Annotated in this window: 21 protein-coding genes; 12 read left to right on the top strand and 9 right to left on the bottom strand. The window is 72.1% G+C overall.

Going from position 1 to position 19683, the window contains the following annotated elements; genetic code table 11:
* Positions 1 to 39 precede the first annotated feature (39 nt).
* Positions 40 to 768, top strand: coding sequence for an NUDIX hydrolase (locus tag ACWGIH_RS16240; RefSeq protein WP_453451855.1), 729 nt, complete (start codon positions 40 to 42; stop codon positions 766 to 768).
* Complete coding sequence (locus tag ACWGIH_RS16235) at positions 765 to 1781, top strand: ADP-ribosylglycohydrolase family protein (RefSeq protein ID WP_453451854.1); 1017 nt, start codon at positions 765 to 767, stop codon at positions 1779 to 1781. The genes ACWGIH_RS16240 and ACWGIH_RS16235 overlap by 4 nt, the downstream gene beginning before the upstream one ends.
* On the opposite strand, the gene ACWGIH_RS16230 is transcribed toward ACWGIH_RS16235, so the two are convergent.
* The 4 genes from ACWGIH_RS16230 to ACWGIH_RS16215 are packed head-to-tail and all read right to left on the bottom strand — an operon-like array spanning position 1778 to position 4278.
* The gene (locus ACWGIH_RS16230) at positions 1778 to 2476 is read right to left on the bottom strand and encodes a nucleotidyltransferase domain-containing protein (RefSeq protein ID WP_453451853.1); all 699 of its coding nucleotides are present in this window, start codon (positions 2474 to 2476) and stop codon (positions 1778 to 1780) included. The two genes, ACWGIH_RS16235 and ACWGIH_RS16230, sit on opposite strands and share 4 nt — an antisense overlap.
* Positions 2477 to 2498: 22 nt before the next feature.
* Complete coding sequence (locus ACWGIH_RS16225; RefSeq protein ID WP_453451852.1) at positions 2499 to 2960, bottom strand: Rieske (2Fe-2S) protein; 462 nt, start codon at positions 2958 to 2960, stop codon at positions 2499 to 2501.
* Positions 2957 to 3550: a DUF6529 family protein gene (locus ACWGIH_RS16220; RefSeq protein WP_453451851.1), complete on the bottom strand. Its 594-nt coding sequence runs from the start codon at positions 3548 to 3550 to the stop codon at positions 2957 to 2959. Before ACWGIH_RS16220 ends, ACWGIH_RS16225 begins: the two co-directional genes overlap by 4 nt.
* A gap of 50 nt (positions 3551 to 3600) precedes the next feature.
* Positions 3601 to 4278 (bottom strand): hypothetical protein, encoded by a 678-nt coding sequence (locus ACWGIH_RS16215; protein ID WP_453451850.1) that lies wholly within the window; start codon positions 4276 to 4278, stop codon positions 3601 to 3603.
* Between the two features lie 188 nt (positions 4279 to 4466).
* Here ACWGIH_RS16215 and ACWGIH_RS16210 point away from each other — a divergent pair, with 188 nt between their 5' ends.
* The 6 genes from ACWGIH_RS16210 (at position 4467) to der (ending at position 9535) form a co-directional block, all read left to right on the top strand.
* Positions 4467 to 4919, top strand: coding sequence for a YidB family protein (locus ACWGIH_RS16210; RefSeq protein ID WP_453451849.1), 453 nt, complete (start codon positions 4467 to 4469; stop codon positions 4917 to 4919).
* Positions 4920 to 5039: 120 nt separating this feature from the next.
* Positions 5040 to 5402 carry a chorismate mutase gene (gene aroH, locus ACWGIH_RS16205; RefSeq protein WP_453451848.1) on the top strand — a complete coding sequence of 121 codons (363 nt, stop codon included), beginning with the start codon at positions 5040 to 5042 and terminating at the stop codon, positions 5400 to 5402.
* Positions 5399 to 6484: a prephenate dehydrogenase gene (locus ACWGIH_RS16200; protein WP_453451847.1), complete on the top strand. Its 1086-nt coding sequence runs from the start codon at positions 5399 to 5401 to the stop codon at positions 6482 to 6484. Before aroH ends, ACWGIH_RS16200 begins: the two co-directional genes overlap by 4 nt.
* Before the next feature lie 180 nt (positions 6485 to 6664).
* Positions 6665 to 7348, top strand: a complete 684-nt coding sequence (gene cmk, locus ACWGIH_RS16195) for a (d)CMP kinase (RefSeq protein WP_453451879.1) — start codon at positions 6665 to 6667, stop codon at positions 7346 to 7348.
* A complete protein-coding gene (locus tag ACWGIH_RS16190; RefSeq protein ID WP_453451846.1) occupies positions 7306 to 7992 on the top strand; it encodes a lysophospholipid acyltransferase family protein in 687 nt (228 codons plus the stop codon). The genes cmk and ACWGIH_RS16190 overlap by 43 nt, the downstream gene beginning before the upstream one ends.
* Before the next feature lie 70 nt (positions 7993 to 8062).
* The gene (gene der, locus ACWGIH_RS16185) at positions 8063 to 9535 is read left to right on the top strand and encodes a ribosome biogenesis GTPase Der (protein WP_453451845.1); all 1473 of its coding nucleotides are present in this window, start codon (positions 8063 to 8065) and stop codon (positions 9533 to 9535) included.
* An 89-nt stretch (positions 9536 to 9624) separates the two neighbouring features.
* On the opposite strand, the gene ACWGIH_RS16180 is transcribed toward der, so the two are convergent.
* Both ACWGIH_RS16180 and ACWGIH_RS16175 read right to left on the bottom strand, forming a co-directional pair.
* Positions 9625 to 9924 (bottom strand): hypothetical protein, encoded by a 300-nt coding sequence (locus ACWGIH_RS16180; protein ID WP_453445210.1) that lies wholly within the window; start codon positions 9922 to 9924, stop codon positions 9625 to 9627.
* 178 nt (positions 9925 to 10102) lie between these two features.
* Positions 10103 to 10909, bottom strand: coding sequence for a hypothetical protein (locus ACWGIH_RS16175; RefSeq protein ID WP_453445208.1), 807 nt, complete (start codon positions 10907 to 10909; stop codon positions 10103 to 10105).
* Between the two features lie 526 nt (positions 10910 to 11435).
* On the opposite strand from ACWGIH_RS16175, the gene ACWGIH_RS16170 reads away from it, so the two are divergent.
* Positions 11436 to 12089 carry a LysM peptidoglycan-binding domain-containing protein gene (locus ACWGIH_RS16170; RefSeq protein WP_453445206.1) on the top strand — a complete coding sequence of 218 codons (654 nt, stop codon included), beginning with the start codon at positions 11436 to 11438 and terminating at the stop codon, positions 12087 to 12089.
* Between the two features lie 111 nt (positions 12090 to 12200).
* A complete protein-coding gene (locus tag ACWGIH_RS16165; RefSeq protein ID WP_453445204.1) occupies positions 12201 to 13115 on the top strand; it encodes a transglycosylase family protein in 915 nt (304 codons plus the stop codon).
* Here the strand turns inward: ACWGIH_RS16165 and ACWGIH_RS16160 are convergent.
* From ACWGIH_RS16160 to ACWGIH_RS16150, 3 genes are read right to left on the bottom strand one after another with little or no spacing between them, the layout of a single operon-like run.
* Positions 13093 to 13782 (bottom strand): ATP-binding cassette domain-containing protein, encoded by a 690-nt coding sequence (locus tag ACWGIH_RS16160; RefSeq protein ID WP_453445202.1) that lies wholly within the window; start codon positions 13780 to 13782, stop codon positions 13093 to 13095. The two genes, ACWGIH_RS16165 and ACWGIH_RS16160, sit on opposite strands and share 23 nt — an antisense overlap.
* Positions 13779 to 17021, bottom strand: a complete 3243-nt coding sequence (locus tag ACWGIH_RS16155) for an ABC transporter permease subunit (protein WP_453445200.1) — start codon at positions 17019 to 17021, stop codon at positions 13779 to 13781. The genes ACWGIH_RS16160 and ACWGIH_RS16155 overlap by 4 nt, the downstream gene beginning before the upstream one ends.
* A gap of 4 nt (positions 17022 to 17025) precedes the next feature.
* Positions 17026 to 17538, bottom strand: a complete 513-nt coding sequence (locus tag ACWGIH_RS16150) for a hypothetical protein (RefSeq protein WP_453445229.1) — start codon at positions 17536 to 17538, stop codon at positions 17026 to 17028.
* Positions 17539 to 17661: 123 nt separating this feature from the next.
* Here ACWGIH_RS16150 and ACWGIH_RS16145 point away from each other — a divergent pair, with 123 nt between their 5' ends.
* Positions 17662 to 18264, top strand: a complete 603-nt coding sequence (locus tag ACWGIH_RS16145; protein WP_453445227.1) for a hypothetical protein — start codon at positions 17662 to 17664, stop codon at positions 18262 to 18264.
* Positions 18239 to 19519 carry an ABC transporter substrate-binding protein gene (locus ACWGIH_RS16140; protein ID WP_453445198.1) on the top strand — a complete coding sequence of 427 codons (1281 nt, stop codon included), beginning with the start codon at positions 18239 to 18241 and terminating at the stop codon, positions 19517 to 19519. The genes ACWGIH_RS16145 and ACWGIH_RS16140 overlap by 26 nt, the downstream gene beginning before the upstream one ends.
* Positions 19520 to 19683 lie beyond the last annotated feature (164 nt).

Below are 19683 nucleotides of genomic sequence, written 5' to 3'. Positions count from 1 at the left end.
CCTTTATAGTCGTGCTGACCATTAAGGGGGTGAGGGGCCATGCAGGGCTACGACAAATACGCCTTCGAGCCGTTCGCCGTCACCGTCGACCTCGCCGTCTTCACCGTCCGCGCGGGCCGCCTGCACGTGCTGCTCGTCGAGCGCGGCCAGGAGCCGTACGCCGGACGCTGGGCGCTGCCCGGCGGATTCGTGCTGCCCGACGAGTCCGCCGAGACGGCGGCGGGACGCGAGCTCGCCGAGGAGACCGGCCTCACCGACAGCGCCGGACTCCATCTGGAACAGCTGCGCACCTACAGCGACCCGGACCGCGACCCGCGGATGCGCGTCGTCTCGGTCGCCTACGCGGCCCTCGTCCCCGATCCGCCCGCGGTGCGCGCCGGCAGCGATGCGGCCCGCGCGGAATGGCTGCCGCACGGCACCCATGGCCCGCTCGCCTTCGACCACGACCGGATCCTGGCCGACGCCCACGACCGCGTCCGCGCGAAGTTCGAGTACACCGGCCTCGCCACCGCCTTCTGCCCGCCCGAGTTCACCCTCGGCGAGCTGCGGCAGGTCTACGAGACGGTGTGGGGCGCCGAACTCGACCCGGCCAACTTCCGGCGCAAGGTGCTCGGCACGTCCGGCTTCGTCGAGGCGATCCCCGGCGCCGCGCGCCTGACCGGCGGCCGGGGCAAACCTGCCGCCGTCTACCGGGCCGGCCCCGCCACCTCCCTGCACCCGCCCCTCCTGCGCCCTTCGACCGTCCCCTCGGAAGGAAAGCCCTCATGAAGCGTGCCGCCACCGGATCCCTCATAGGCCTCGCCCTGGGGGACGCGCTCGGCTTCCCGACCGAGTTCAACGACGTGCCCTCGATCCTCGCCAAGTGCGGTCCCTGGCGGGAGATGGAGCTGCCCAGGCCCGCGATCGTCACGGACGACACGCAGATGACGCTGGCGCTCGGCCGCGGCCTGCGTACCGCCATGGAGCGAGGACTGCTCGGGCCGAAGCGGCTGGAGCGGCCGGTGCGCGAGGAGTTCGTGGAGTGGTACCAGTCGCCGGAGAACAACCGCGCGCCCGGCAACACCTGCCTCAAGGCCTGCTACCTCCTGAAGACCGGCAAACCCTGGGAGGAGGCAAGCCAGATCCACTCCAAGGGCTGCGGCGCCAACATGCGCGTCGCGCCCATCGGGCTCGTCCCCGGCCTGAGCGACGAGCAGCGGGCAGGCGCGGCCCAGCTGCAGTCCGCGCTCACCCACGGCCACCCGACGACGCTCGCCGCCTCCGACCTGACCGCGCACGCCGTGCGGCTGCTCGCGGAGGGCGCCGAGCCGACGGGGCTCGTCGGACTGCTGCGCTCGTACGCGTACGAGAACCGGGAGACCTACCACGGGCGCTGGCTCGGCGAGCTGTGGACGCGGGACGACGACCCGACGCCGAGGATGTTCATCGCCCGCGGCTGGGACGAGTGCCTGGCCGTCCTCGAGCGACTGGAGGCCGCGTTGAAGCATGCCAACCCGGAGACGGACCCCTGCCTGGCCACGGGCGCGGGCTGGATCGCCGAGGAAGCGCTCGCCACTGGGCTGCTGTGCTTCCTGCAGTTCGTGGACGACCCCGTGACCGCCCTGCGCCGAGCAGCCTGCACCTCGGGCGACTCCGACTCGATCGCCTGCCTCGCCGGCGCCTTCGCGGGGGCCCACCTGGGCGCGGACGCCTGGCCCGCCGAGTGGGCCGAGCGCATCGAGTACCGGGGGGAGCTGCTGGAGCTGGGGGCGCTCTGGGACGGGGCGGCCACGAACGCCTAGACCGCTGCCACCGCCGACGCCCGGCGTACGCGGAACAGGAAGTCCTCGACGCGGCGGCGATCCGGCTCCGGCGGCAGGGGGGTGCGCGCGGCCGCCGCCTCCGCCTGGTCCGCGAGGCGGTGCATCCAGGACTCGACATCCCGCCATGAGACCTCGCCCCGCTTGACCGCGAGCAGCGGCTCGCGTTCGGCGCCGACATCGATCGTCAGCTTCCCGGTGCGCAGCAGATCGCGGCAGCTCGTGAGGAGGCGCAGCAGGTGCATCGCGTGCTTCCAGCGGGGCGCGCCGTGCAGGCGTACGTCCGCCTCCAGCTTTCTGTGCTGGCCCAGCGCATAGCGGGCGAACGTGTCGTGGGCCTGGCGGGACAGGAACGCCTCGCGCAGGGCCAGGAGCTCGCGGCCGGTGTCCGTCACGTGTTCCACGAGGGGGGAGTGCAGGCACTCCAGGACGTTCGGGTTGGCGCGCAGGGCCAGTTCGCAGAAGCGCTCCAGCTCCCAGCTGAACTGTTCCTCCGCCGGTCCGTCCACGTGTGTGGGCGGCTTCTCGAAGCGCCAGAAGAGCGGTGTGGGGGCCAGGAAGACGCCCCTGCGGTCGGTGTCGCTGCCGTCCGTGGCCAGGCCGAAGGCGCGCGAACCCATCACGCAGGCGTAGAGGGTGTGGTCGCGTACGAGGTCGAGGCCGGTGGGGCGGTTCATGCGGTGAGCGTACGGCGGGGCCCTAGCCGAGGGTGATCGATTTTCCGGTGACGTTGATCTTCTGCGGGGCGAGCGGGCGTGGTGCGGGACCGCCCGCCACCGAGGCGTCCGCCACGCGGTACTTGCTGCCGTGACAGGCGCAGTTGATGGTGCCGTCCGCGACCTCGCTGACCGTGCAGCCCGAGTGCGTGCAGACCGCGGAGAAGGCCTTGAAATCACCCTCCTCGGGCTGGGTCACGACGATCTTCTTGTCCTTGAGGACCTTGCCGCCGCCGACCGGGATGTCGGAGGTCTTGGCCAACTCCTCCGCCTTGGGCGGGGGTTCGTCCTTCCCGCCGGATTTCGAGGGCCCGGCAGAGGTGGCCTCCGACTTCGGTGGCTCCGGCTCCGCGCCCTCGTCGCCGTACTTGCTGCAGCCGGCGGTCAGCGCGACCAGGCCGCCCGCGGCGAGGACGGTGCGCCGTGACGGCGGTGTGTCGCTCATGTCGTCACCCCGAACGTACGGAAGAACCACAGGGCCGACGTCCACCAGACCACCGTGAGGACCACGAACACCAGACCGCCCATCACCGGAAGCAGCCAGCCCGGCAGCTTCTCCGAACGCAGCAGCAGCATCTTGGCGCTGAACGCCCCGAAGAAGAAGCAGCCGAGCAGCGAGTGCCACATCACCCGGGACGAGTACGTCTGGTAGCCGAGGGCGTAGAGGCAGTGGACGGCCACGGGGACCGACACCAGGAACGCGATCCGGCCCGACCAGCGGTGCAGCACCGACGACCAGGACGGCCCCGGCAGGCGCCCGTACACCATGAGCGCCGAGACGATCTGGACCAGCGCGAAGGCGAACGCCGTGGTGCCCAGCCAGGCCTTGACCGCGCTGGTGCTGCTGAACCCGGACAGGTTGAAGGCGGTGCCCGCGGGGTCGTGCGACTTGCCGTACACCCCGAGGCCGACTGCCACCGCCCCGGCGACCAGAGCGGGGACGAGATAGCGCGCCGGATGCGGACGGCGGTGGTCACCCGCGCCCGGGGGCGGGCCGAAGCCGCCCTGGGTCGCGGCGTTCGGATCGACGCTCATGGCGGCTCCCTGGTCGGGGCGGAGCGGGGGGCAGGGCTTGTGAAGGCTTCTCAGGGCTCGACGGGACGGGCGGTGAGACGGTCGCCGTCGACGATGACGACGCCGGTCTCCGGGTCGAGGCGCGGGGCCGGCTGCGGCTTGCCGTCACGCTTGACGATGCCGACCTGCCGCCCGTCGGGCAGGACGATCCAGCCGCCGTCGATCTCGGCGCCGCGCACCTCGGTGGTCGCGCGGTACAGACCGGACGGCTTCTTCGCCCTGGCGGCGGTGAAGTCCCGTGGCTGTTCGCCGATCTCGACCTCGCCGGTGACCGCGTTGCCGGCGAGCGTGCCCTCCAGCTTCGCGCCCTTCTTGCCGGTGAGGCGCATGGAGCCGTCGTCCTCGACCTCGCCCTTCAGCCAGGACTCCACGTCGCGGCCGTTGCAGTAGTACGCGATGGCCTTGTCGTCACGGATCGAGAGGGAGATCGCGGCGGCGTCGTCGGCCGTGCGGCCCGCGTACTCGGACTTGCCCTCCGGCTTCTGAGCGGGACTCTTCGACGGACCCCTGGTGGGCGCGGGCGTGCTCTTGGTGGGCTTCGCGGGAGTGGGCGCGGGGGATGCCGCGCTGCCGGGCGAGTCCCCTCCGTACGACGAATTGCCCGTCCCGGTCGTCGCGTTGAGCGACAGCATGAACAGGGCGAGCAGCAGCCCCCCGAGAAGCGTGTAGAGCGGACCTGAGCGCTTCATGCGGCCTCCCCCGAGGCGTGGGCCTTGCCGGCCCCTCCATGCAAGCGGACCGGGCCCCCGGCGTCCATAGTTGAACGTCCACCAATCGGGCCAAGTGGCGACAGGGGGCGATTCGGGTGACATTGGCATGGTCTGAGGTCCGCGCCCTTCGAGGCGCCGACCCGGCCACTCACTCGAAAGGCGCGACCATGGCGGGTAACGATCTGGGAAGCCTTCTCGGCGGTCTCCTCGGCGGCGGCCAAGGCGGCGCAGCCGGTGGCTCCGGAGGCGGCAACGTCCTCGGCTCGCTGATCGGCGGCCTCCTCGGCGGCGGCGGCGCGGCCGGCGGTCAGGGCGGATCCGGCGGCAGCAACCCGCTCGGCAGTCTGATGGACATGATCACGAAGTCGGGCCTGGTCAACCAGGAGCAACTGGACTCCTGGGTCGGCACGGGCGACAACCAGCCGCTGAGCCCGGACCAGGTCAAGCAGGCCGTCCCCGACGAGACCCTGGACCAGGTGGCCGGCGACGCGGGCGTCAGCCGCGACGAGGCCGCCGACCAGATCGCGCGGCAGCTGCCCGAGGCCGTCGACAAGATGACCCCGGACGGACAGGTACCAACGGGCTCGCTCGAGGACATCATCAGGGAGCAGAAGCTCTGAGCCCACCCGGTCAGGAACGCGGCGCCCGTCTCGGCAGACGGGCGCCGCGCACTCGTCCTCCGGGCGCTGACTACCCTTGGTCCGCACAGCAGTCATGACACGCGAGCGAGGAGCAGCACAGTGGCGGTACGAGCGGTCCGGGGCGCCGTCCAACTGGAGCGGGACGCGGCCGACCACATGGACGAGCAGGTCAGCGAGCTGCTCACCGCCATCCTCGAGCGGAACGCGCTGACCCAGGACGACCTGATCAGCATCTGGTTCACCGCGACACCCGATCTGCACAGCGACTTCCCCGCGGCGGCCGCGCGCAAGCTCGGCATCGTGGACGTCCCGCTGATCTGCGCGCAGGAGCTGCAGATCGACGGCGCCATGCCACGGGTCGTCCGCGTCCTCGCGCACATAGAGTCCCCCAAGCCCCGCGCCGAGATCACGCACGTCTACCTCGGTGCCGCGGCCACCCTGCGCAAGGACATCGCCCAGTGAGAACCGCCCTCGTCATCGGCACCGGCCTGATCGGCACCTCCGCCGCCCTGGCCCTGGCGTCGCGCGGCGTGACCGTGCACCTCGCCGACCACGACCCCGGTCAGGCCCGCACGGCGGCCGCGCTCGGCGCCGGGACCGACGAAGCCCCCGAGGGACGGGTCGACCTGTGCGTCGTCGCCGTGCCGCCCGCGCACGTCGCGGCCACGCTGGCCGACGTCATGCGGCGCGACGCGGCCCGCGGCTACCTCGACGTGGCGAGCGTCAAGGGCGGCCCGCGCCGTGAGCTGGAAGCGCTCGGCATCGACCTCACCCCGTACATCGGCACGCACCCCATGTCGGGCCGTGAGCGCAGTGGCCCGCTCGCCGGCACCGCGGACCTCTTCGAGGGGCGGCCCTGGGTCCTCACGCCGACCCGCGACACCGACACCGAGGTACTCAACCTCGCCCTGGAGCTCGTCGCCCTCTGCCGTGCCGTGCCGGTCGTCATGGACGCCGACGCGCACGACCGGGCGGTCGCGCTCGTCTCGCACATGCCGCACCTGGTCTCCAGCATGGTCGCCGCCCGTCTGGAGAACGCCGAGGAGACAGCGGTACGCCTGTGCGGCCAGGGCATCCGTGACGTCACGCGCATCGCCGCGTCGGACCCGCGGATGTGGATCGACATCCTGTCGGCCAACCCGGGGCCCGTCGCCGATCTGCTGTCCGCCGTCGCCACCGATCTCGACGAGACGGTGACCGCGCTGCGTGCGCTGCAGTCGGCGGACGACGCGAAGCGGCGCGAGGGCGCCGCGGGCGTCGAGAGCGTCCTGCGGCGCGGAAACGCGGGACAGATCCGGGTGCCCGGCAAGCACGGGGCGGCACCGACCGCGTACGAGGTCGTCGCGGTGCTCATCGACGACCAGCCGGGGCAGCTGGCGAGGATCTTCGCCGACGCCGAGCGGGCCGGGGTGAACATCGAGGACGTCCGCATCGAGCACGCGACGGGCCAGCAGGCGGGGCTCGTACAGCTCCTGGTGGAACCGAAGGCGGTCCCGACCCTGACGGCAGGCCTGCGCGAGCGAGGCTGGTCGATCCGCCAGTAGCCTGCCGCAGGGCTTCGGGCCGGTGGGCGGGAAAGGACCCGCCGCGGAGCGGGCGGGACAGGAGCAGCCCACCGGGCAGTAAGAGGCAGTGGCGGAAGCCAGTAACCTTGTCCGGGGCAAGGAACGCCGCCCCGCTCCAGCCCCGTGCACACAGAAAGGTGCCCGCACCCCGTGGAAACCGTGGAAACCGCCCCGGCATCAGTGATCGTCGCCATCGACGGGCCCTCCGGCACGGGCAAGTCGAGCACCTCCAAGGCCGTCGCCGCCCAGCTGGGCCTCAGCTACCTGGACACCGGTGCCCAGTACCGCGCGATCACGTGGTGGATGGTGCACAACGGCATCGAGCTGACGGACCCGACCGCCATCGCCGCGGTCGCGGGCAAGCCCGAGATCATCTCCGGCACCGACCCGCTCGCCCCGACCATCACGGTCGACGGCACGGACGTCGCGGGGCCGATCCGCACCACCGAGGTCACCTCGAAGGTCAGCGCCGTCAGCGCCGTCCCCGAGGTGCGTACCCGCATCACGGAGCTGCAGCGCACCATCGCCGCCTCCGCCGAGAAGGGCATCGTCGTCGAGGGGCGTGACATCGGTACGACCGTCCTGCCCGACGCCGACCTGAAGATCTTCCTCACGGCCTCGCCGGAGGCCCGCGCCGCCCGCCGCAGCGGCGAGCTCAAGGGCGCCGACGTCGCCGCGACGCGAGAGGCGCTCATCAAGCGGGACGCGGCCGACTCCAGCCGCAAGACGTCCCCGCTGGCCAAGGCGGGCGACGCCGTCGAGGTGGACACCACCGAGCTCACGCTGCAGCAGGTCATCGAGTGCGTCGTCACCCTCGTCGAGGAGAAGCGGGCGGGGAAGTGACCGCGGCGCCGTCGGAACGGGGTGCGGAGGTCGGCCGCCGCATCGGCGTCGGCCTCATGTACGGCCTGTGGAAGCCCCGCGTCCTCGGCGCCTGGAAGGTTCCCGTGACCGGCCCGGTGATCCTGGCCGTCAACCACTCCCACAACGTCGACGGCCCGATGGTGATGGGTACGGCACCCAGGCCGACGCACTTCCTCATCAAGAAGGAAGCCTTCATAGGCCCCCTGGACCGCTTCCTGAGCGGCATCGGGCAGGTGAAGGTGGACCGTGAGATCGCCGACCGCACGGCGATCACCCGGGCCCTCGGCGTGCTGGACGGCGGCGGCGTCCTCGGGATCTTCCCCGAGGGCACCCGGGGCGAGGGCGACTTCGCCTCGCTGCGCGCCGGCCTCGCGTACTTCGCCGTACGGAGCGGGGCGCCGATCGTCCCGGTCGCCGTCCTGGGAAGCACGGAGAAGCGCGGACGGTTGTTGAAGGGGCTGCCCCCGCTGCGCAGCAGGGTCGACGTCGTCTTCGGCGACCCCTTCGAAGCGGGCGACGACAGCGGACGGCGTACGCGCAAGGCGCTGGACGAGGCGACCGTGCGCATCCAGGAGCGCCTCACCGCGCACCTGGCGGACGCCAGGCGCCTGACCGGGCGCTGAGCGAGACTTTCAGTAGTGGACCGTCGCGAGGCGGGCCACCGATCACGAATACGACAGAGGTACGGACTTCATGAACGACCAGATCCAGCCCGAAGGCTCGCCTGAACACGAGCACGGGGCGCTTGGCGATGCCGAGTACGCGGAGTTCATGGAGCTCGCCGCGGAAGAGGGCTTCGACCCCGAGGACGTCGAAGGCGCGATCGGCGACGCGGGCCACGGCCCGCTGCCCGCCCTCGCGGTGATCGGCCGCCCGAACGTCGGCAAGTCGACTCTCGTCAACCGCATCATCGGCCGCCGCGAGGCCGTCGTCGAGGACCGCCCCGGCGTGACCCGCGACCGCGTGACGTACGAGGCGGAGTGGGCGGGCCGCCGCTTCAAGCTCGTCGACACCGGCGGCTGGGAGCAGGACGTCCTCGGCATCGACGCGTCCGTGGCCGCCCAGGCGGAGTACGCGATCGAGGCGGCCGACGCGGTCGTCTTCGTCGTGGACGCCACCACCGGCGCCACCGACACGGACGAAGCCGTCGTGCGCCTCCTGCGCAAGTCCGGCAAGCCCGTCGTCCTGTGCGCCAACAAGGTCGACGGCCCCTCCGGCGAGGCCGACGCCACCGCTCTGTGGGCGCTCGGCCTCGGCGAGCCGTACCCCGTCTCCGCGTTGCACGGCCGCGGCACCGGCGACATGCTGGACGCCGTCCTGGAAGCCCTGCCCGAGGCGCCCGAGCAGTCCTTCGGCGGCGGCATCGGCGGCCCGCGGCGCATCGCGCTCATCGGCCGTCCGAACGTCGGCAAGTCGTCGCTGCTCAACAAGGTGGCGAACGAGAACCGCGTGGTCGTCAACGAGATCGCGGGCACCACCCGTGACCCGGTCGACGAGCTCATCGAACTCGGCGGCGTCGTCTGGAAGTTCGTGGACACCGCGGGCATCCGCAAGCGCGTCCACCTCCAGCAGGGTGCCGACTACTACGCATCGCTGCGCACGGCCGCCGCCGTCGAGAAGGCGGAGGTCGCGGTCATCCTGATCGACGCCAGCGAGTCGATCAGCGTCCAGGACCAGCGCATCGTCACGATGGCCGTCGAGGCGGGCCGCGCCATCGTCGTCGCGTACAACAAGTGGGACACCCTCGACGAGGAGCGCCGCTACTACCTGGAGCGGGAGATCGAGACCGAGCTCCTCCAGGTCGCGTGGGCCCCCCGGGTGAACGTCTCCGCCGAGACCGGCCGCCACATGGAGAAGCTCGTTCCGGCGATCGAGGCGGCTCTCGCGGGCTGGGAGACGCGCGTCCCGACGGGCCGCCTCAACGCCTTCCTCGGTGAGCTCGTGGCCTCCCACCCGCACCCGATCCGCGGCGGCAAGCAGCCCCGCATCCTCTTCGGCACGCAGGCGGGCACGAAGCCGCCGCGGTTCGTGCTGTTCTCGTCCGGCTTCATCGAGCACGGCTACCGCCGCTTCGTGGAGCGCAGGCTCCGTGAGGAGTTCGGCTTCGAGGGCACGCCGATCCACATCTCGGTGCGCGTGCGCGAGAAGCGCGGCCGCAAGAAGTAGGCACGGATGGACCAAGGGGCCGGGCCCCGCCTTCGCAGAGAAGGCGGGGCCCGGCCCCTTGCACGTGGTGCGGGTGGTGCGGTGGTGGCTCAGAGCCCCCTGCGCGGCCCCGGCGGCAGCGCAGCGGGGAACTGCTGGTGCACCGTGCCGTGCTGCTCGTGGCCGTAACGGGAGACGTGCAGCTGGCTGAAGGTGTTGTTCCGGGGGTCATGCCGGTCACCGACGCGGTGCATGCCGTACGGCGAGCCGCCGAACGACGTGAAGCCCAGGTCCTCCTCGCCGGTCCGGTCTCCCGGAAGGGCCTTGAACGACCTGCGGTACTCCGAGTAGAGCGCGTCGTAGATCGGTGTGGCCGAGTGGTCGCCCCCCGGGTCCTGCGCCGAGCGCATGGACGGGATGGGGGTCTGGTACGCGGGCCGGGGACGGGAGGGGTCGTATGTGTGCACGTATGTGCCAACGACCCCGTGCTCGTACGGATGCGGGGGCCGCGCCGCTTTCACGGGGCGCCGGGGGCATGACCGGCGCAGCCGGGACCCGGGGCGTGACGGCGGCGCGGCCCGCACGGGCTCAGGTGCCCGCGAGCGGCATCGCGGCCGCGACCAGACGCCCGTGCGTCGCCGCCTTGTCCAGGGCGCCGCGCAGCAGGTCCTCGCGGGGCTGGCGGCCGATGGAGCCGACCGGCGCCGCGAACAGGAGCACCGACTGCAGCTTGTTCGCCGCGGATCGCCACGCCTCGGTGACCTGCAGCGGGTGGTGGGCCTGCCACCAGGCGACGGGGGAGCCGCCGCCGGCGGCGGGCTGGAGCACCGCGTGCAGCTGGCCCGCGGCGAGCAGCACCGACCAGCCGTGCAGCACGGGAGGTACGCCGTCGAGCGAGGCCGCCGGCGTGAATCCCTGCTCGATCAGGAGCTGCAGGAAGTCGTCGCCACCGCCGGGGGCGGACCCCGGGCGGGCGATGGCGCCGGTCGGCTCGACGACGAGGGCGGGCCACAGCTCGCCCTCGATGAGAACGAGACCGCTGGTCACGCCGAGGACCGCCTGGTCGGGCACTCCTTCGGCGGGAGCGGGTCCCGCGACACCGGCGAGGCCGGTGCCCTCCTCGCCGGTGATCGAGCGCACGGCACCCTGCAACTGCTCCTCGGAGACCTGGACGATCTGGGAGGGCAGGCAGGTGGCGTGCGCGAAGGCGAGCACGGCGGTCTCGTCGCCGATGAACAGGACGGTGCTCGTGCGTTCCTGCTCCGTGTCGCCCGGGGTCCGGCAGGACGTGCAGTCGTAACTGCCCGGGGCGTTCTCTCCGGCGAGCAGCCGGTCTGCTTCTTCGTCGCCGATCTCGGCGCGTACGTCGTCGCCGACGTCGAGCATGCGCGGCACGGGGGGCTCCTCGGAATCGTTGCGTGCGGACCGGGGGTGCCCGGCTCATAAGGAGACAACGGGCGATCAGTGGCGCAAGTCACGCGCGAAGGCGAACGGAATCGAACCATCCGCAGCGGAGGGTGAGTTGCCCGACGGAATCTGTCACTCCGCGACAACATCTGCCGCGTACAGGCAAGTTACGTCGGTGAGCTGGGTCACAGATCACCATGTGGACAGGTCGACAAATCATGAAATCAGTGAATTAAATGGCTGGCTTGAATTGGCTGATACTCCCGGTAACGGCCAACTGGCCTGGAATGACAAGGAGTTGGTTGATATCGGGGCGAGGAGGCACCTAGATTCCACCGCCGTGTGCAGCGAGCACCGCTCGGGTACGTCCGCCGGCCGCACCAGGCAGCCAGCTCAAGCACCACGGCACGAACGTGCCGAACTCCGGCGGACGGGGTGAGCGGGCCTCCGGCGCCAGACGCGCGCGGAGGTCCGGGTCACCTGGGGGACCCCGGGTCCTTCGAGAGGGATATTCATGTCCGCACGTCCCAAGTGCGTTCGCAGGACAGCAGTGATCGGCGGAGCGGCTCTGCTCGCCCCGCTGGGACTGCTCACCGCCACCGGCCAGGCCGGAGCGGCGGACAGCGGAGTGTGGGATCGCATCGCGCAGTGCGAGAGCGGCGGAAACTGGAGCATCAACACCGGGAACGGCTACTACGGAGGACTGCAGTTCTCCGCGTCCACCTGGCGGGCGTACGGCGGAGGTGCCTACGCGGCGACCGCCGACAAGGCGTCCAAGGCGCAGCAGATCGCTGTCGCCACGAAGGTCCAGCGGGCCCAGGGGTGGGGCGCTTGGCCAAGCTGCTCGGCGCGGGCGGGCGCGTCCGGCGGCGCGCCGGGGGCGGCAGCCGCTCCGGCGGCCCCCAAGGCGGCCAAGGCCCCGCAGGCCCCCAAGGCACCCAAGGCACCCAAGGCGGCCGAGCAGCGGCCCGCGAAGCCGCAGAACCGTACGCCGAGTCATGCCGACCGGGGATCCGGGCGAGGTGACTACACCGTTCGGCAGGGGGACACCCTCAGCCGGATCGCGGCCGCGCACGGCGTCGGCTGGCAGAAGGTGTACTCCGCCAACAAGGCGGTCATCGGCGGGAATCCGAACGTGATCCTGCCCGGGCAGCGGCTCGACCTCTGAGTTCCGTCCCTCCGAGGCGTGGCCCCACCTGGTCGTCCGACCGGGTGGGGCCACGCCCGGTGGCGGCGCGGCACGGCTCCTCGCCGCGGTGGCGCTGCCTAGCTTGGGCGGATGCATCCGATGCCGATCAAGAGTCTTAGGTCGCTGTGGCCCGCTGGTCTGGTCATCGCCGCTGTCACCTCGCTGCTGCTGCCCGCGTCCGCGACCGCGCACCCCGCTCCGGCCCGGCCCGCGCCCCTGTCAGGCGCCGGTACCGCCGAGGCGCTCGACTGCTCCCGGACCGGGGGCCCCTGGAACTGCCTCGCGCACTGCGAGAGCACCGGCCGGTGGCATGTGAACACCGGAAACGGCTTCTACGGAGGGCTGCAGTTCCGGCAGTCCACCTGGGAGGAGCACGGCGGGCTCAAGTACGCGCCGCGTGCCGATCTCGCCACCAAGAAGGAGCAGATCAAGGTCGCCGAGGCCGTGCTGCGCAACCAGGGGTGGAACGCCTGGCCCGTCTGCTCCAAGAAGATCCCCAAGGAGATCCGGGACGGCTACGTCGTCGTGCACGTCGTGAAGGCGGGGGAGACGCTGAGCTCCATCGCGCGGAAGCACAAGGTGCGGGGCGGCTGGCAAGCTCTGTATCAAGCCAACCGCAAGGCCGTGGGAAGCCGGCCTGACAGGCTGGGCGTCGGCACCAGGCTGGTCATTCCGGGGAAGTCCCCGGCGAAGCCCGAGGCCACGAAGCCGGCCAAGCCGGAGAAGCCGGCCAAGCCGACGAAGCCCGGAGGCACTGCGAAGCCCGGGGGGACGGCCGAGCCCGCGAAGCCGTCAGAGGCGGCCAAGCCTTCGGAGTCTGCGGAGGCCCCCAAGCCGTCGGAGCCCTCCAAGCCGTCGGAAACCTCCAGGCCCGCGAAGACCCCCAAGCCCGCAGCGACCCCCAAGCCTTCAGCGACCCCCAAGCCCTCGAAGGCCGCTGAGCCCGGCGGGGCTGCCGAGCCTGCCGCGAGTGCTGAGCCCGTCAAGACCGCCTCCGTCGGCTGAGTTCCGTTGCCTCGCCGCTGAACACGACCTCGCCACGGCGTAGTTCGTGCACCACCACTGCCGTCCGGCCCGCGTTCCCGCGCAGGCCGGGCGGCAGGCGTTGTTCAGCGGTCAGTACGCAGGCGTGCGCGCTCAGGCCCAGCAGGAGGTCGTACGTACGCGAGGCGACGGAGGAGGACATCCCCTGGGTGGGTTCGTCGATGAGGATCACCCGGGCGTCGGTCGTCAGGAGGGCGCGGGAGAGCGCCAGCATGCGTTGCTCGCCGCCGGAGAGGGTGCCCGCGCGGCGGGAGAGGAGAGGGCGTAGTTCGGGGTACGCGTCCAGGGCCGGGGTGAGGTCGGGGGCGGCCTGGGGGCCTGCGAGACCGAGGTTCTCGGAGACCGTGAGGTGGCTGAACACGGCCGGCCCGTCCGGTACGAAGCACAGGCCCCGCGTCGCGCGTTCGTGTGCGGTGAGCCGGGTGACGTCCGCTCCGTCCCATGTGACGGCCCCGGCGGTGAGGCGCGCCGTACCTGCCAGGGCGCGCAGCACCGTGGTGCGGCCCGAGCCGTTGCGGCCCAGGAGGACGGTGAGGCCGGGGGCGGGGGCGGCGAGGGTCACGCCGTGCAGTGCTTCGAGGGGGCCGTAGCGGACCCGGGCCGCGTGCAGTTCGATGCCGGTTCTCATGGGGTCGCCCCGCGGAGGACTTCGGTCGGAGGGCCTGAGGCGACGATGCGGCCCGCCGCCATGACGTGGACGGTGTCGGCCAGGTCCGCGATGAGGTCGATGTCGTGTTCCACCACCAGGAGGGCCATGCCGTCGGCGGCCAGGGCGCGCAGGACGCGGGCCAGCGCTGCCACCTCGGCGGTGTCCAGGCCTGCTGCCGGTTCGTCGAGGAGGAGGGTGTGGGGGCGGCCCGCCAGGGCTCGGGCCAGCTCCACCCGTCTGAGGGTGCCGGTGGGGAGGTCCGCGGCGGGGTGATGGCGGGTCGCGGGGTGGTGGAGGGAGAGGAGGCGCAGGGCTTGGTCGGTGGCGGGGGAGGCCGTTCGGGGGTACGTGGACCTCGTCTGGTCCGCCCCTACTTGCACGTTCTCCGTGATGGTCAGGGACGGGAACACCGCCAGCTGCTGGAACGTGCGGGCCAGGCCCAGGCGGGTGCGGGCGTGGGCGGGTGTACGGGTGATGTCCCGGCCCGCGAAGGTGATGCGGCCCGTGGCGGGGCGGAGGGTGCCCGCGAGGCAGTGGAAGAGGGTGCTCTTGCCTGCGCCGTTGGGCCCCACCACGGCGGTGATGCGGCCGGGGGGCACGGTGAGGTCCACGCGGTCGAGGGCGATGAAGCCGTCGTAGGCGGCCGTGATGCCGTGGGCCGTGAGGGGGTGCTGCGGGGGCGGCCCCGTGCGGACAGGGCCGCTCGGCGAAGGGACCGTCCCGGTAGGCCCGCCCTCGCGGTCGTCCGGCGGCTGCGGGGTTGCTCCGGCGCTGGAGTGCGGCGAGCTGCGCTCCGGGCGCACATACAGGGGCGTCTTCTCGGGTCGGGGCGTTCCCTTGGGCTGGGCCGTGTCCTCGGGTCGGCTCGTCTCCTCGGCCCGAGCCGTCTCCTTGGGGCGGGTCGTCCCTTTGGGTCGGGGCGTCTTCTCGGGCTGGGTCGTCCCTTTGGGGCGGGGCGTCTGCTCGGGCTGGGCTGTCTCCTCGGGCCGGGTCGTCCCCTCGGGCTGGCTCGTCCCCTCGGGCCGGCTCGTCCCCTTGGGCTGGGCCGTCTCCTTGGGTCGGGTCGTGTCCTTGGGCTGGGCTGTCTCCTTGGGTCGGGCCGTCTCCTTGGGTCGGGTCGTGTCCTCGGGCTGGCTCGTTTTCTCGGGCTGAGCCGCCCCCTCGGGCTGAGCCGTCCCCTTGGGCCGGATCGCCCCCTCGGGCCGAGTCGTCCCCTCGGGTCGAGCCATCCCCCCGGACCGGATCGCCCCCTCGGGCCGAGCCCTCCCCCCAGGCCGGACCAGCGTCGGCGGTCCAGTGCCGCCTCCCCGGATGCCGTCGGTGCTCTCGTCGGTCGTCGGCGTGTCGCGAAGTGATGGGGTGGGGGGCCCGTGGGGGGTGAGGGCGGTGTGGGTCCGTTGTGCCAGGGGGGTCAGGGACGGGCGCCGGTCCAGGCTCGCGGTGGCGGTTCGCAGCGCTTCGTAGGGGCCGCCGGGGAAACGGCCCGTCAGGACCGCGAGGACGCCGATCAGGGCGGCGGCCACCCCGCCCTGCGTGCCCGCGTCCAGGCCCACCAGAAGCGCCGCCGCCACCAACGCGCCCAACAGGCTGTCGGCGCCCAGGACCACCACCGCAGCGAACCAGAGGAGCCCGCGCACGGGGTCGTACGCGGCGGGGTCGAAGGCCCGCAGGCCCATGCCCAGCATCCCGCCCCCCAGGGCCGCAAGGCCCGCGCCGGCCACGAACGCCGTGAGCTTCAGGCTGCGTACCGGAACCCCCGCGGCCGACGCCCCCGCCTCGTGATCCCGCATCGCCGCGAGCGCGCGCCCCATGCGGCCCCGGCGCATACCGGCCGCGAAGAGCAACGCCGCGGCCAGCAGGAGCAGTTCGAGGACGTAGTACGCGCGGTCGCCGTCGAAACCCGCAGGGCGGTCGAGGGCGAGGCCCGCCGTCGCGTACGGCTGGGCGAAGACGAAGCGGCTGACGCCGACGCCGACCGCGAACGTCGCCAGGGCGAGCGCGAGGCCGCGGCGGCTGATCGCGGGCCAGCCGGTGAGGAGGCCTAGGGGAGCCACCAGGAGGACGGCCACGGCCAGGGCGGGCAGGTGGGGAAGTTCGGGCAGGCCGGGGAAGCGACCCGCCGCCAGGAGCGCGGTGAAGAGGGCGCCCAGACCCGCGTACGCCGCCTGGCCCAGGGAGATCTGGCCGCCCCGGCCGGTGACGACCACCAGGGAGAGGAGGACGACGGCAAGGGCCGGGACCTGCACCGAGGTCGTGAGGTCCGAGCCCGCGAAGCCCAGGGGGATGAGGAAGAGGACCGCCGCCACGATCCACGCGCCCGGCGGCGTCGGGAAGCGCGCCGTCGCCGTGCGGGGGAGTGTGCTGTGCGAGCCGATGCCCGGCAGCACGAGGGCCGCGACCAGCAGGGCCACCACGAAGAGGTTCGCGCCCAGCGCCTGGAGCAGGGGTTCCGCCCAGCCGGACGGATGCAGGCGGGTCAACTGGCTCTGCGCCACGCCGAGTCCGAGGGCCACGGCGATCGCGACGAACAGGCTCCGCATACGGGCCGCCACCGCCACCGCCACCACTTCCATCACGAGGAGCGGCATGCCGTAGGGGTCCAGGCGTACGAAAGGGGCGAGCAGTACGCCGGTGAGTCCCGCCGTGAAGGCGCCGAACGCCCAGCCCGCCGACGCCACCCGGTCCGCGTCGATGCCGCTGAGGACGGCGAGGGGACGGTTGTCGACCACGGCCCGCAGCCGGCCGCCGAAGCGTGTCCAGCGGGTGACCGCCCAGACGGTCGCGGCGAGGGCGGCCGTCACCGCCAACTGCGCCCAGGGGTCCGCCGACACGAGGGCGGGCGCGTCCGCTCTCGCTCCCGGGCCCCAGATCAGTGCGGCGCCCCCGACCAGCAGGATGAAGACGCCGATGGAGGCCACCAGGGTCTGGGCCGGGTCGCCGCCCAGGACGGACAGGGGGCGGAAGACCGCCTTCTCCAGGAGCAGGCCGATGGCCGGAGCGACCAGGAGGAGGGTGACCGCGGTGGCCGCCGGCAGGGGCCAGTTCCACTCCACCGTCAGCTGGCGCAGGACGTACGCGCAGATCATGGCGATCGCGCCGTGCGCGAAGTTGAGGACACCGGTCGCGCGGTACGTGACGATCAGGCCGATGCCGGTGAGGGCCGCCGCGCTGCCGACCGCGAGCCCGGCCAGCGTCAGGTCGTAGCTCAGGGAGGCCACCGGGTCATCGCTCCGGAGACGGGGCGATCGGGGTCTGCTGCGGTTCGCAGATGGGGCACGGGCTCAGGTCGCCGGTCGCGAGAATGTGGGCGTCCGCGGGGACCGCTTCGGGTTTTCCCGCCACCAAGGGGCAGTCCGCGCGGTGCCAGAGGGTGCCGCCGGGGACCATCAGCAGGTCGCCGCTGGTCGCCACCGTGGCCGGTCGCTCCGTCGTGGCGGCAGGCGAACCCGCCGTCACCAGGAGCTCGTACAGCTCTTCGACGCGGGCCGTGGCCAACGTGCTTCTGCCGTGCGCGAAGAGCACCGTCCCGGCGACGATCAGGGCCGCGCCGGGCACGGTGCACGACGCCAGATATGGGAGCTGCCGTTCGGCGAAGCGTTCGCCGGACGTGCCGTACCAGCCGACCACGCAGAGCACCGCACCGGCGGCGAGGGCGGCGAAGGCCACCCAGAGCACGGGGCGCACCGCACGGAGCCGGGCCGAACGGACTGTCTGATCCGGTTGAGCCGCCCGCATCTGCGCCCCCTGGGACACGTTCGTAGCGTCGGTGGGCTGTCCATGTCAGCCGATGGCTTGCACTATGCCTTCTGCAAGCTGACCCTGAAAGCTCCGGGCGAGGACGGCCCGGACCGACACCCGGTGGTGAGCCAGATGGTTTTCTGGACCAGCCCCAAGCGGGGGAGCGATCTCAGGCGGGGAAGGGTGCGGAGCGCGGCCCTCGCGGCAGCCGCGGTCCTGCTTGTCGCCCCGGCCGCCGTGGCATGCGGTGACGACAGCGGTGGTGGCGGCGACAGCGATCCGCCCGAGCCGTCCACGGACAGGACGAGCCAGGAGGCCTCTTCGGAGGCGCCCGAAGAGGACGAGCCCGCAGGGGACGCGCCCGAGGATCCGGCGGCGGCCGAGAAGGAGGTCAAGGAGAACTTCGAGAAGTTCTTCGACCCTTCCGTCCCCCTGAAGGAGAAGGAGGCCGTCCTGGAGGACGGGGCGAAGATGCGGGGCGTCCTGGAGAGCTTCAACGGCGACGAGCGCGGCAAGCAGGTCAGCGCCGACGTCAACAAGGTCGAGTTCAGCTCCGCGACCGAGGCGGACGTGACGTACGCCCTGACCCTGAAGGGCGCCACCGCGCTGCCCGACGCCTCGGGCACGTCCGTCAACGAGGACGACACCTGGAAGGTGTCCGTCAAGACTCTCTGCGCCCTGGTGAAGCTGAGCGGCAATGAGTCGCCCGGTCCGGGCTGTTGAGGCCTGTGCCGTAGCCGCGCTGCTCGTGGCGGTGGCGGGGTGCGGCAGCCGGCTCCCCGAGAGCGACTTCGAGGGCAGGAGCACGGCGCCCGCCCCGCCGGGGGCGCCGGTCCGGGTCGGCATCATCACCAGCGCGACGAGCCCGGTCGGCGGCTCCGCCTTCACCGGGCCCCGGGACGGGGCCAAGGCGTACTTCGAGCGGCTGAACGCGCGCGGCGGGATCGACGGACGCAAGGTCGAGGTGCGCACGTGCGACGACGGCGGCAGCGGCGTCGGCAACAACGAGTGCGTGCACGAGCTGGTCGAGGAGGAGCACGTCGTCGCGCTCGTCGCCACCAGCTCCCTCGACTACGCCGGCGCCTCCCGCGTCTCCCGCGCACGCGTGCCCGACATCGGCGGCCAGCCGATCGGGTCCGCGTACGACACCTATCCGCATCTGTACGGGATCTACGGCAGCCTCGCCCCGCGCGACGGGAAGCCCGGCTGGGACGGCAGGCTGATCGGCGGGACCGAGGTCTACCGCTACTTCAAGCGGGAGCAGGGGGCACGGACGGCTGCCGTCGTCTCCTACAACCAGGCCGCGTCCGCCGCGTACGCCCGTCTCGTCACTCGTGGCCTGAAGGCCGAGGGCTACAAGGTGGTCACCGAGCAGGTCGACTTCGCGCTGCCCAACTTCCGCGCGGCGGCGGCCGATCTGAAGGAGCAGGGCGCCGACCTCGTCTTCGACGCCATGGACACCCACGGCAACGCCCAGCTGTGCGAGGCGATGGACGACGTGGGTGCCGACGTCACCGCCAAGGTCACCAACATCCAGAACTGGACCTCGACGGTCGCGGACGACTACAAGGACGCCCCGCGCTGCCGCAACGCCCTGTGGGCCACCGGCGCGAGCCGCAACTACGAGGACACGGGCAGGCCCGCCGTACGGGAGTTCCGCGACGCCATGAAGGGGTACAAGGAGCTCTCGCAGTGGCAACTGGAGGGCTGGGCCGCCGCCATGTGGTTCACGGACGCGGCGAAGTCGTGCCGGGACGACGTCACGCGCGCATGTGTCGACCGCTTCATGAACCGCGACGAGTCCTACACGGCGCGTGGGCTGCTGCTCCCGGTGAGGTACGAGGAGAGGGCGCGGCCGCCCGGCACCCGTAGGACCTGTGTGTCGGTGGCCCGCTGGAAGGACAGTGAGGGCTGGGTCACACAGGGAGACATGGACGACAACTGCTTCGACGTGCCGCAGCTCTCCTACCAGCCATGATGCGTGTAGCTAGCAGGAAAGTTCCCGGAAGCGGATATCGATGGCACAACTGTTCAAGAACAAGGTGATGATGAAACCCAACCCTCTGGCCGTAATCCCCGTCTAACCCTGCGGTAGGCGGACGAGAAGGACTGTCCGCGGGGAAGCGTGGGATACGGGGACGC

This window comes from Streptomyces sp. NPDC054872 (assembly GCF_053610705.1).
Note: the sequence above shows the minus strand (reverse complement) of the source record. Positions and strands in the feature narration are given on the sequence as shown.